Below are 12,142 nucleotides of genomic sequence, written 5' to 3' on the forward strand. Positions count from 1 at the left end.
GGTCCCGATCAGGATTGCGTTTCGGTGGGCGTGACTTTCACGCCTTCATGAATTTTCTGCAGTCCCTGTATGACAACCGGGTCTCCGACCTTCAGGCCGGAGGCGACGGCCCAATCGCGGCCGATCTGGAACCCCAGTTTCACGTCTCTGCGCTCAACCGTGTTGTCCTTTGCCAGCACAAAGACGAAGTGTCCCTTGGTATCAAGCTGGATCGCCGTTTGCGGAATGACGACAACTTCATCGGCATTCGGATCGTCAAAGGTGACGGTCACCACCTGTCCCGGTGTCAGCAGCGCATTCGGGTTCTTGAAAGCCGCGCGGATGGCGACCGTATCCGTTGCCGTCTCGACCTGATTGCCGACGTAGTCCACCTGGCCTGCGAAGCTGTATGCCGCGCCATCGGAAAGCTGCAGTTTGACATCGAGGACCGAGGAATTTTCCTTAACCAGGCCTTCCTGCCGCTTCAGGATGAGATCTCGTTCACTCATGTAGAACACAACGTAGATCGGGTCGATGCTGGTGATCGTCGCCAGAACGTCGCTGTCGGAACCGATCAGATTGCCGACATCGACTGAAGACCGAGATATCCGGCCGTCGATCGGACTTGAAATGGTCGTGTATCCAAGGTTGATGTTGGCTGTCTCAAGATCGGCCTGGGCTTCTCCGACTGCGGCAACATCCGCCAGATAGGCCGCCTCCGCGGCGTCGTAGGTTGTCTGCGCGACATCGCCCTTGCCAAGCAGGTCCTTCTGCCTTGCAAGCTCCAGTTCCGCGTCCCGGGCGGTTGCCTTCGCTCCGTCAAGCGTGGCTTTCGATTTGTCGACACTCGCCTGATAAAGGCCCTGTTCGATCTGAAACAGGACTTCGCCCTTCCTGACACGGCCCCCTTCGATGAAATCCCGCTTTTCCAGAATGCCTTCGACGCGCGCATGAATGTCCACCGTGCTGACCGCCTCGACCCGGCCGACATAGACATCTGCCATACCAGGCTTCGAGTTGGTGGCGCGCTCGACCAGAACCGCGGGAGGCTGACCTTGGTCTTGAGCAAAAGCGGGAAAACCGATGAGAGCCGGAAGCAGAAAGGCCCCCATAGCTGGAAAAAGCTTCATGAAATCCAACCTCCTGGCGGAAATTGCCGGAGATTACAGTTACACCCTGTACGGGAATGGTCAATTGACGGGATTTGATCAGAGTGAAATTCGATATCTGAACCGTCATTGCGAACCGGCTTGCTTCAAAGCCAGCTATTGCGGTCTTACCGAACCGGAATTTTTGGTGTAGTAAGCAGGCAGCCAAGGCAAGACCGGCGTCAGTACAACGCCGAGTACCACCTCAGCCTCAAGATATCTCCTGCAACTCTCTTCAAAAGATTTCCGTGTTTCCGGTGCGAGCCGGACCGAAGCAACTTCCTTGTCCAGCTCTTCTTGTGATGGATGGTTGGCATCGCGGTGAGCCGGTTGAAAGCCGGCGTATCCAGAACCGCGATTGACTGCAGGACTTTATCAAAAGTCAGGTTGAAGGCGTCATTCAATGCGAACGACCTCGGACCTGACGACGGAAATGAAGGCCGGGCACTCCTCAATTTTCCAAGGGTCTTCTTTCATGCAACCGCAATTGACGAAGCTGAAGGTTGAAGTACGGATCAATGACCACAAATTCTTTTGGGCAGGACACCAAATCCAAATCTCTCTTTTCATGCAGGAAAGCGAGTGTCGAGATTGACGGCAAACGGCTCTTGTCGGTTGATGGCCTGGATTTCAGTCCAGCTCAGGTCACCGGCCTGATCGGGCATAATGGATCCGGCAAGTCGACTCTGCTCAAGTTGCTGGCCGGTCAAATGCCATCATCGACCGGTGAGGTGCTTTTTTCGGAAAAACCCGTCCTGGCCTGGGAGCGCCGCGCGCTTGCACGGTCGATCGCTTACCTTGCCCAGGATCCGCCTCCCACAAAGGGGCTTCTGGTTCGGGAGCTGGTTGCGCTGGGCAGGTATCCCTGGCACGGCGCCTTTGGGCGCTTCAGCGAAACCGATGCAGCAAAAACCGAAGAAGCTCTTCAGCTTACGGACATGTCTCATCTGGCGGACCGTCTCGTTGATACCCTGTCCGGTGGTGAGCGGCAACGAGCCTGGATTGCGATGATGGTTGCTCAGGATGCAAGGTGCCTGCTGCTGGACGAACCCATTTCGGCGCTGGATATCGCGCATCAGGTGGAAGTGCTCGAACTCCTCAAGACCCTCAGCCACAGTCGGGGCCTCGCCGTCATCGTCGTGCTGCACGACATCAACATGGCTGCCCGCTATTGCGACCGGTTGATCGCTCTCAAAAATGGTGAGTGTGTTGCCAATGCCGACCCGGAAAGCCTGTTGAATTCTCAGGTGCTGAAGAGCGTGTTCGGTATCGCAATGAATGTCGTTCCGCATCCTGCCGGACAGGGAGTACTTGCCTATGTCGATTGACAGGCGACATCTTCTGTCCGGGATCTGCTGTCTTTCCGCAAGCCTGACCATCCCGGCCATAGCTGCAGCTGACGCGAGGATCGTCTCCCTGGACTATGCGGCGGCAGAAACCCTTATCAGTCTCGGACTGCCTCCGGTCGGCGTGCAGTCGAGTGACCACTGGGACAGGTGGGTGGTCGAACCGGAATTGCCTGCTTCGGTTGCCAATGTCGGGCAGGACCTGGTGGTCAACCTGGAAGTGATTGCGTCGCTGAGACCGGATCTGATCATAACGACGCCCTATACGGATGCATTGCGAGACCGGCTTGAGACCATTGCACCGGTCTTCAAGGTTTCGGTCTATGACGAAACGAAATCGCCGCTCCGCAACGCATATCGCGAAACCCGTGAATTGGGCAGGGTCGCGGGGATCGAGGAAGAAGCCGAGGCCTTTTTGGCGGATGCAGATGCGCGGTTCGATGGTTTTCGTGAAAGGCTGACTGCGAAAGAGCAGCCTCCGGTCGCTCTGGTCAACTTCATGGATAACCGTCACGTACGGGTTTATGGCGCCAGTGGACTTTACCAGGATGTTCTGGACCGGCTTGGTATTGAAAATGCCTGGACTCGTCCGACCAATTATTGGGGGTTTGCGACGGTCGGACTTGAAGAGCTCGCTCGCACGGCACCGCCCGATATGCATCTCATCGCCTTTGAACCCATTGTCGATGACATCAGGCCCACCCTTGCCTCGAGCCCGATCTGGAGATCCATGCCGGTTGTGCAGGAAGGCAACTTCGAGGTCTTTCCCGCTGTGCTGACATTCGGCATGGTTCCGTCGGCCCTTCGCTTCGCGCGTTTGCTGACAGAATATCTGGAGGGAAACAACGCATGAGTGCGCACGCCTTGCCGAACCGGGCTCCCTGGCTTTCCGGTCTTTTGTTTTTGATCGCGGCGCTGCTGTGCTGGCTCCTGATATCGACACATCTGCCCACATTGCTGAACGCCCCGGCTGGATACGACATCGAGCGAATGATTGCGCTCTATTCGACTTTGCCCCGTATGGCGACTGCGCTTTTGTGCGGCGGCGCGCTTTCTCTTTCCGGAATTCTGCTGCAGATCGCGCTCAAGAACCCGTTGGCATCGCCAACGACGCTCGGGGTGTCGGCCGGAGCGCATCTGGCACTGGTTCTGGCGACCTTGTTTGCGCCCGGATTGATCGCCTTCAGCCGGGACGCGGTGGCTGCCACCGGTAGTCTGGTAGCAGCCGGACTCGTTTTTGCGCTTGTTTCGAGACGTAATTTTTCTCCAGTCACATTGGTGCTCGGCGGCCTGGTCGTCAGTCTTTATTGCGGTGCCGCCGCCACGCTGCTGACGCTGCTGAACGACAGATACCTGGCCAGTCTGTTCATCTGGGGGGCCGGATCCTTGTCACAGCAGGACTGGTCCATTCCAATGGGGCTTGCACCGAAACTCCTTGTTTTGATGATTGCAGCGGGCTTTCTAGTTCGCCCCCTCGCAATATTGAGCGTGGGCGATGAAGCGGCAAAGGCTCTTGGAGCAACACCCGGTCGCCTTCGAGCCCTGACGGTCGCGCTTGCTGTCGGCCTGGCTGCTATCGTGACCAGCGCGGTCGGTGTCATCGGCTTCATCGGCCTGGCCGCTCCCGCCCTAGCGCGGCTTGCCGGAGCACGAACGATTGTTAGTCAGATTGTCTGGTCGACCCTGGTCGGCAGTTCCCTGCTGTTTCTGACCGATAACGCCATTCAGTTGCTCGCCGGTCCCCTGTCGAATTTCATTCCCACCGGCGCGGTTACGGCGCTTTTGGGAAGCCCGCTGCTGCTTTTGCTCCTGCGAAAGACAAAATCCCTGCAGGCGCCCGAGGCACGTCAAGTGGCAATCCGGCGCTGGGCAGCGCCAGTACCTTTGACGGTGACCCTCGGTATTTTGCTACCCGCGTCGCTGTTGGTCGGTAGCATCGTCTTCGGCAGAACGGCGATGGGTGGATGGGAGCTGATCTTCTCCGGTCCTGCTTTCGATTTGCTGTTCGAGTTACGCACGCCGCGTGTTGTCAGCGCGGCCGCCTCCGGTGTCATGCTTGCCATTGCAGGTGTCATCCTGCAGCGGCTTTCCGGAAACGATATGGCAAGCCCGGAAGTGCTCGGGGTGAGCTCCGGGGCAATGCTGGGTCTCGCCTTTGGCGTGTTCTTTCTGACACCAAGCCAGACCGGCCTCCTCGTTGTCTGTGCCACCATTGGCGCATTTGCAATCATGGGGCTCATTCTTCTCATGAACCGGAAAAGCGGATTTCAGGCGGAGCGCATGGTGTTGGCAGGGATTGCGTTTACTGCCTTGCTCGACGCATTGATTGGTGCCCTGGCCGCCACCGGCGATCTGCGTTCACTCCTGCTGCTGCGATGGATGAGCGGCTCCACATATGGAGCGACCGGAGCGAGCACTCTGTTCCTGGCGTGCTTTTCCGTCGTGCTGTTCGGGCTGTCGTTGGCATTGGTTCGCTGGTTGGATCTTCTCGAACTCGGACCGGGTGCCGCAAGCGCGCTTGGGGTTCCGATCAGTCGGGCGAGGGGGATACTGTTCTGTCTTGCGGGCTTGATGACGGCTGCCGCGACGCTTTCCGTCGGGCCGCTCAGTTTCATCGGACTGATGGCGCCGCATATCGCCCGTCAGCTCGGTTTTGTCAGAGCCGGGGCACAGATATTCATTGCTGCATCTGCCGGTGCAAGTCTGATGATCACCGCCGACTGGATCGGCCGTTATGGCTATTTCCCCTATGAAATGCCTGCAGGGCTGATTTCCGCCCTTGTCGGGACGCCTTTCCTGATGGTGCTCTTAAGCCGCCGCACACGCTGACGCGTCGCAATTGCAGAACCGTAAAGTTGGTGTTCGGCTTTCCGAGCGCCGAAGGAAAAGGATCTTATCCGGGAAGCAACCTGAAGATGAGTGTTCTTGAGTTGCACCGGGATACTTGGCCCAAACGCAATATCATTGGGCCCATTCAAGACAATCTCCCAAAGTTTCCCAGCCTATAACGGCGTGAAACCCCCGCCAACGACGGCTTGGTGACATCCGCCACCGCCCAGCTCAGCCAGGTATGAGAAAGCCCGAGCGCAACCGACGCGCCTTTGGGCTTCAGTTTCCGCCAAACACTACCGAAAGGCTGCGCTTGAAATGTGCGAACGTGTCTCGACCGGCATCAAGACCTCAACCATCACCTTCGACAAGAGATCAGCGTCGCGACGCGCTTTGCGAGTAGACCTGATTTCGGGCACCGCGCTGGCCGTCCTGCTCGGAGCAACCGGATCCGTCTTCGGCCAGGACGAAGACGCTGTCGTGGATCTTCTGCCGATTGTCATTCAGGACAGGCTGATGTTTACCGGTTCTGTCGATGGGTATCTTGCTCCGGCAACCGAGACAGGCATCACGGCAGGTGTTCCATTGAGTGAAGTGCCGCAATCGATTTCCGTTGTCACTTCGGGAGAGTTGGAGGCCAGACGGCCGCGCCAGGTCGAAGATGCGATCAAGTATGTTCCGGGCATCAACCCATCGACTTGGGGAACGGATGACCGTTTCGACCAGTTTTCGATCCGTGGTTTCGATATTGGTTCCAACTCGCTTTACCGCGATGGACTGCCGCAAAAAGTTCTGGGTTTCAACGGCTTTACGACCGATCCGTACATGGTGGAGCGTATTGATGTTTTGCGCGGTCCGGCTGGTGTTCTCTATGGTTCGAACGACGCGGGCGGGATGGTCAATCTGGTGACAAAACGACCTGTCTTTGAACATCTCGGAGAAGCACGCGTGGGCTATGGCAGCAACAACACGTTTGAAGGAGCCTTTGACTGGTCCAATGTCGTCAACGAAGCGCGAACCGTCGCTGTCCGGGTGACCGGGCTTTACCGGAATGGCGAAACCGAAATCGAGGATTCGGAAAACGATCGGGCGTTTCTTGCGGGCAGTCTGACCTGGGCTCCGACCGACGACACCTCCCTGACCCTGTTGGCGCACCTTCAGAAGGACGAACTGACACCGATCAATTTTTATCCGATCGCGGGCGAGGATTACGACACGGCCTGGGGCAGCCTGCCTGACGATTATTCGCGAAAGCAATCGGATTACAACCACTTCGATACGGAACAGGCCTCCCTGGGATGGGAACTTACCCATGGCTTCGGTGACGGTTTCACCTTTAACCAGAAGTTCAGATACGCTGCACAATCGACCGACTACGGGCAGCTGGACTATTCCTATGCAGACCAGTCCGGCCTTCACTACTACGCGTTCCGAAACGACGAAGACGCCAGATCAATCGGGTTCGGCAATAATCTGGAGTGGAAGACTTCCCATGCGCTTGGCGAGAACAGTTTCATCGCCGGCGCGGATCTTCAGCACAACAGATACGATGTCACGCAATATCTGGACTACAGCCTTTATGACGTGTCCTGGAATGACCCGAACCTCGATTTCCCGGTAAGCGATCCCGCGACATCCACTTCAACGCGCAATACCTATCTGGAGACAGGCCTGTTCTTTCAGGATCACATGAAATTCGATTTCGGAAGTACCCTGACGTTCGGTCTGCGCCAAAGCTGGTTTGAAACTGAGGTCGAGGATCTGAAGAGCGACAGCAGGCAAAGCCAGTTCAACAGCGCACTGACCGGAATGATCGGCGTGACGCATCAATTCGAAAATGGTTTGATCCCTTACGCCAGCTATACAGAAGGTTTCGTCCAGAACTTCGGTAAGACCATTGACGGAAACGCGCTTGATCCATCCAAGAGCAAGCAATGGGAAGCAGGGCTTCGATATGAGTTTCCATCAGGAGACCTGATGGTGAGCGCCGCGGCGTTCGATCTGCGCAAGACGAATGTCAAGGACTATGACTTGAACGACCCGACATTCAGCAGTTTCACACAGGCCGGAGAAGTACGCTCCCGCGGTATCGAGCTGGAGGCTCGCGGACGGATAACCGAAAATCTGCAAGGGGTTCTGGCCTATACTTATCTGGATACCGAAATCACCAAGTCCTCGGATCCAGCCAAAATTGGCAACGAAAACGCAATGGCTCCGCCGCACCAGTTTGCGGCCTGGCTGGACTATGATGTTTCGGACCTGGTTGAAGGCCTGTCGGTTGGGGCAGGTGTCCGTTTCAATTCCTCAGCCTACTCGACACAGTACAATTTGCGTGAGACGCCGAGCTACGCAATCGCAGACGCCTCCTTGCGCTATGAGATCGACCAGTTCGAGGTCTATCTCGGCGTCACCAACCTGTTCGATGAAGAATACTATGGCGTCTGTTACGACAGCTACGGTTGCACAGATGGCGAACGCCGCAGGATCAGCCTGTCGATCAGCACCAAATTCTGATGTCGGAGCGCAGGCAAGATCGATCCGGCGGCAAGTGATCAGTCACGCAGACTGTTCTGCAAGCCATCAGGGGCTTGCCGTGCACTGGCCAGGCTTTTCGTTTGCGGTGATTTGCGGCTAAGTCGGGCGGCAAATTCGGAAGGTGTCTGTCCGATTTGCCGTTTGAACATTGCTGTAAAGGCTGAGGGACTTTCGTAACCAAGTTCCGTGGCGATGTTGGCAACATTCGTTTCGGTGCCCAGTTTTTGAACGGCAGCGATGATCAGAACCTGATGTAACCACTCGGTGAAGGTCATGTTCAGTTCGGACTTGAACAGACGGGTCATCGTACGGACGCTGACATTACCGACGCCAGCCAATGCGACTTTGCACATCGTTGCCGAAGGATTGCGCAAGACTTCCTCGCAAATCCTACGCAGTCGGGTGTCCTGCGGCATCCGGACGGAAAGGTCGACGGATTGAATTGAGCAAATCTCATGAAACAGCAGCAAGATCAACGCATCGTAGACCGGTCCTTTGTCGCGGCGGATCTGGTGACTGATCAAACGCTCAAAGATGGACTTCAGCAGCTCGGATGCTTCGCAAACCTGACAAAGTTGAGGTAGGCCGCTCAGCTCATTTTCATTCGCGTAGACACTGACGAAATGCACGTCACGCAGAGCTTCGGCAGAGTGGACCTGATTTTTCGGGATCCAGATCATGTGGCCCGCGGGGACGGCAAACGACCTGCTTTCTGTGGCGAAGGTGACCATGCCCGACAATATGTAGGTGACCTGACCGAGATCGTGGGCATGGAACCCTTCGTAAAAGGGTTCCGAATACGCGGCCTCAAATGCGAACAGCCGATCCATTTTGCCGATCAGATCGTCAATCAGTCTGTCTGTATCGTCTGTTTCATGAGTGTAGTAGCGATGCGTTCCATGGGCCGTGAGAAATTCGCCCGGAAGAACGGATCGGGTGTCGCAGTTTGTCATGTTTAGTCTTAGTCCAAGAAAAGACGGTGCGTTGGCTTCTCCGGACAACGAACCTGACGCTATCGGAGAACAATTTCCGCCTGTTCTACTCCATTTCAGTCAAAAAAATCATTGAGAAGTCCTCAACATCCGATCTCAATCACTCGCCTTCTCCGTCCGGTTTGCCCGGTGCTGTCGGCAGAAGGTCGAGCGGCAATGGAAACACGATTGTACTGGTCTTGTCGTTGGCAATGTCGTTGAGTGCGTTGAAGAACCGCAATTTCATCGCATTGGGTTGACGGGACAGCATGTCACCGGCCTCGACCAGCTTTGCTGCGGCCTGTTGTTCGCCTTCCGCATTGATGACCCGCGCCCGGCGCAGCCGTTCGGCTTCCGCCTGTTTGGCGATTGCGCGGATCATGCTTTCGGTAATGTCGACATGCTTAATCTCGACATTCGCCACCTTGATGCCCCAGGCATCCGTCTGACGGTCGAGGATTTCCTGAATGTCGGCATTCAGCTTGTCGCGTTCCGCCAGCATTTCATCCAGCTCGTGTTTGCCGAGCACTGAGCGCAGCGTTGTCTGGGCCAGCTGGCTGACAGCTGCCGAATAGTCGGCGACATTGATGATCGCGCGTTGTGGATCGACGATGCGGAAATAGATCACTGCATTCACCTTGACCGAGACATTGTCCCGGCTGATCACGTCCTGGCTTGGCACATCCTCGACGAACATGCGCAAGTCGGTGCGCACCACCTGTTGGATGAACGGGATCAGGAGCACGAATCCAGGTCCGCTGACCCGCGTGAACCGTCCCAAGGTGAAGACGACACCGCGCTCATATTCGCGGAAAATGAACACGGCGTGATAGAGCACGAAGATCGCGAAGGCCACGATCAGGAGCGGGGCAATCAAGTCGACTATCTGTGTTTCCATGGCTAGCGCTTCCTTTCCGGTTGCAGGTCCGATGCGGCATTCACAATCAGTGTGAGACCTTCGACATCACGAACGCGCACCACCTGTCCGGCGCTGAGATCCTTGGCTCCCGTTGCATGCCAGCGTTCGCCTTCCGTCCAGACAAAGCCTTCGGAGCCATGCCATTCGATCACGTTTGCCATTGCTCCGATCATTTGGGCTCGCCCGCTGACGGGCGCGTGGCGGTAGGCGCGGAGCAGATACCCGAGCAGCAGCACCAGAATTGCACCGCTCGCAGCCGCCAGTGTGCCGATCAGCCACCAGGAAACCTGGAAACCCGGTGCATCCGTATCGATCAGCATGAAAGCTCCGAAAACGAAGGCGATGAGCCCTCCGATGCCGAGTACGCCGATTGTCGGCGTCATCGCCTCGACGACCATGAACGCAACGCCGAGGCCGATAAGCGCAAGTCCGGCATAGGTGAACGGAAGCATGTTGAGCGCATAAAGGCCAAGCGTGAGGCTGATTGCTCCGACCACTCCCGGCACAATCGCACCCGGGTTCCAGAACTCGAAGATCAGTCCGTATACACCGATCATCATCAGGATAAGCGCAACATTGGGGTTTGACAGCACGCTCAGGATCCGCGTGATCAAATCCATTTCGACCGTCTCGATCGGCAGTCCCGCGATCGAAAGCGTCTGTTTGTTTCCGCCGATCTCGACAACCCGCCCGTCAGCAGCTGCGAGAAGTTCATCGGTGTTCCCGGCCACGATGTCGATCACATTGATTTCCAGGGCAGATCGGGACGAAAGGCTGGCTGCTTCACGAACGGCCTTTTCCGCCCATTCTGCGTTGCGGCCATGCATCTCTGCCAGGCCTCGGATCAAAGCCACTGCATCGTTGGTCATCTTGGCGGTCATCGCATCTTCGGGCGCCATCATACCCGCGCCGCTCTCTGGAGAACCGTCCTGTTCTGTATCTCCTGATTTGCTCTCTTCGCGTTCCTCGTTTGGAATTCTCTCGGGAAATCCGCCGAATTTCACCGGAGTTGCTGCGCCGAGATTGGTAGCCGGTGCCATCGCCGCGACATGTGTCGCATAAAGGATGTAGGTCCCGGCGCTGGCGGCATGTGCCCCTGCGGGGGATACGTATCCGATGACGGGAACCGGCGAGCCGAGTATAGCGGAGATGATTTCGCGCATGGAATCGGCAAGACCGCCCGGTGTGTTGAGGGCCAGGATGATCGCTGACGCATCTCGCTCCTCGGCAAGGTCGATGACACGCGTGACGTGTTTCACGGTCGCCGGACCGATGGGCCCCTCAATCGCGGTCATCAGCAGAACCGAACCGGTATCAGATATGTCTTTATTTTGCGCCGCCGTTGGGGACCATGTCACACCCAGGATTGCCGCCGCGGCAATGAGACGACGCAATCGCTTGAGAACTCTCACATTCGTCTCCTGAACGGTATTATATGGCGCAGGAGGGCAATCAACAATGGAGAGGGGAACCGAAGGTCATCAATGCGGGAGACGAGTTCGCCAATTTTCGGATTTTTCTTGAGGCCGGGACACTAAAGGAGTGTCTCCGACGGTGAACGCGATGCTCGAAATTCCGGCATTGCCAAAGACAAAATGCCGACCTCAGCTCCAGACCTGATCCGGATCGGGAAGGGGGATTGCGTCGAGCAACGTGCGGGTGTAGGCAGCTTTCGGATTGGAGAACAATTCGGGCGTCAGCGCGTTTTCGACAATCTCGCCCTGATAAAGAACAAGTATGCGGGTGCACAGGCGCCGGATCACCGACAGGTCGTGACTGATGAATGCCAGGGTCAGACCGAGTTCGCGCACCAGCGTTTCCAGGACGTTGAGGATCTGGGCCTGGGACGAAACATCGAGACCCGAGACAATTTCGTCGGCCAGAATGAAGTCCGGTTTGAGCGCGATTGCACGGGCAATGCCGACACGCTGTCTCTGCCCGCCCGAAAGTTCGTGCGGGTAGCGGGCGGCAAACTGTCGTGGCAATCCGACCATGTCGAGCGCTTCATCTACCCGGGCCGCAATGTTGTCGAACCCTTGCAGCGATAACGGACCGGCGATGATGCCACCGACCCGCCTGCGCGGGTTCAGCGAGGACATCGGGTCCTGAAAAATCATCTGGAAACGCCTGCGCAGCGGCCGCAACTCGTTTTCGCTCATGTGAGCAATGTCCGTCCCCTCGAAGCGGATCGAACCCGCGTCCGGTTCGATCAGTCGGATCAGGGCGCGCCCGAGCGTCGATTTTCCTGACCCCGATCCGCCGACAATTCCGAGAACTTCGCCCTTGGGAATATCGAAGGAGAGCCCTTTCAGAACTTCGGTGCGGGGCGCGGCTCCGAGCAGGGGTTTGCGCGAAAGATCGGCAAAGGAAACCTTCAGGTCCTGCAGTTGGTAGATCATTTCACTCACGCGGCTT

General features: G+C 56.9%; 10 protein-coding genes. 5 read left to right on the forward strand and 5 right to left on the reverse strand.

Annotated features, from left to right (window positions below; all coding sequences use genetic code 11):
* Window positions 1–8 precede the first annotated feature (8 nt).
* The gene (locus tag ABLQ08_RS29620) at window positions 9–1,109 is read right to left on the reverse strand and encodes an efflux RND transporter periplasmic adaptor subunit (RefSeq protein ID WP_352950071.1); all 1,101 of its coding nucleotides are present in this window, start codon (window positions 1,107–1,109) and stop codon (window positions 9–11) included.
* Between ABLQ08_RS29620 and ABLQ08_RS29625 the strand changes: the two genes are divergently transcribed.
* The 5 genes from ABLQ08_RS29625 (at window position 1,108) to ABLQ08_RS29645 (ending at window position 7,816) form a co-directional block, all read left to right on the forward strand.
* Complete coding sequence (locus ABLQ08_RS29625; RefSeq protein WP_352950073.1) at window positions 1,108–1,281, forward strand: hypothetical protein; 174 nt, start codon at window positions 1,108–1,110, stop codon at window positions 1,279–1,281. The genes ABLQ08_RS29620 and ABLQ08_RS29625 overlap by 2 nt on opposite strands.
* Window positions 1,282–1,645: 364 nt before the next feature.
* A complete protein-coding gene (locus ABLQ08_RS29630) occupies window positions 1,646–2,455 on the forward strand; it encodes an ATP-binding cassette domain-containing protein (RefSeq protein ID WP_352950075.1) in 810 nt (269 codons plus the stop codon).
* Window positions 2,445–3,326, forward strand: a complete 882-nt coding sequence (locus tag ABLQ08_RS29635) for an ABC transporter substrate-binding protein (protein WP_352950076.1) — start codon at window positions 2,445–2,447, stop codon at window positions 3,324–3,326. The genes ABLQ08_RS29630 and ABLQ08_RS29635 overlap by 11 nt, the downstream gene beginning before the upstream one ends.
* Window positions 3,323–5,302 (forward strand): Fe(3+)-hydroxamate ABC transporter permease FhuB, encoded by a 1,980-nt coding sequence (gene fhuB, locus ABLQ08_RS29640; RefSeq protein ID WP_352950078.1) that lies wholly within the window; start codon window positions 3,323–3,325, stop codon window positions 5,300–5,302. Before ABLQ08_RS29635 ends, fhuB begins: the two co-directional genes overlap by 4 nt.
* A gap of 318 nt (window positions 5,303–5,620) precedes the next feature.
* Window positions 5,621–7,816 (forward strand): TonB-dependent siderophore receptor, encoded by a 2,196-nt coding sequence (locus ABLQ08_RS29645; protein ID WP_352950079.1) that lies wholly within the window; start codon window positions 5,621–5,623, stop codon window positions 7,814–7,816.
* Between the two features lie 38 nt (window positions 7,817–7,854).
* Here the strand turns inward: ABLQ08_RS29645 and ABLQ08_RS29650 are convergent, their stop codons facing one another.
* From ABLQ08_RS29650 to ABLQ08_RS29665, 4 genes are all read right to left on the reverse strand, one after another.
* Entirely contained in the window at window positions 7,855–8,790 is a 936-nt protein-coding gene (locus ABLQ08_RS29650; RefSeq protein WP_352950081.1) for an AraC family transcriptional regulator, read from the reverse strand.
* A gap of 139 nt (window positions 8,791–8,929) precedes the next feature.
* Window positions 8,930–9,706 carry a slipin family protein gene (locus ABLQ08_RS29655; protein WP_352950083.1) on the reverse strand — a complete coding sequence of 259 codons (777 nt, stop codon included), beginning with the start codon at window positions 9,704–9,706 and terminating at the stop codon, window positions 8,930–8,932.
* A gap of 2 nt (window positions 9,707–9,708) precedes the next feature.
* Complete coding sequence (locus ABLQ08_RS29660; protein WP_352950085.1) at window positions 9,709–11,139, reverse strand: NfeD family protein; 1,431 nt, start codon at window positions 11,137–11,139, stop codon at window positions 9,709–9,711.
* A gap of 192 nt (window positions 11,140–11,331) precedes the next feature.
* Complete coding sequence (locus ABLQ08_RS29665) at window positions 11,332–12,135, reverse strand: ATP-binding cassette domain-containing protein (protein WP_352950087.1); 804 nt, start codon at window positions 12,133–12,135, stop codon at window positions 11,332–11,334.
* Window positions 12,136–12,142: the final 7 nt, after the last annotated feature.

The organism is Roseibium sp. SCP14, assembly GCF_040329475.1.
Taxonomy (GTDB): Bacteria; Pseudomonadota; Alphaproteobacteria; order Rhizobiales; family Stappiaceae; genus Roseibium.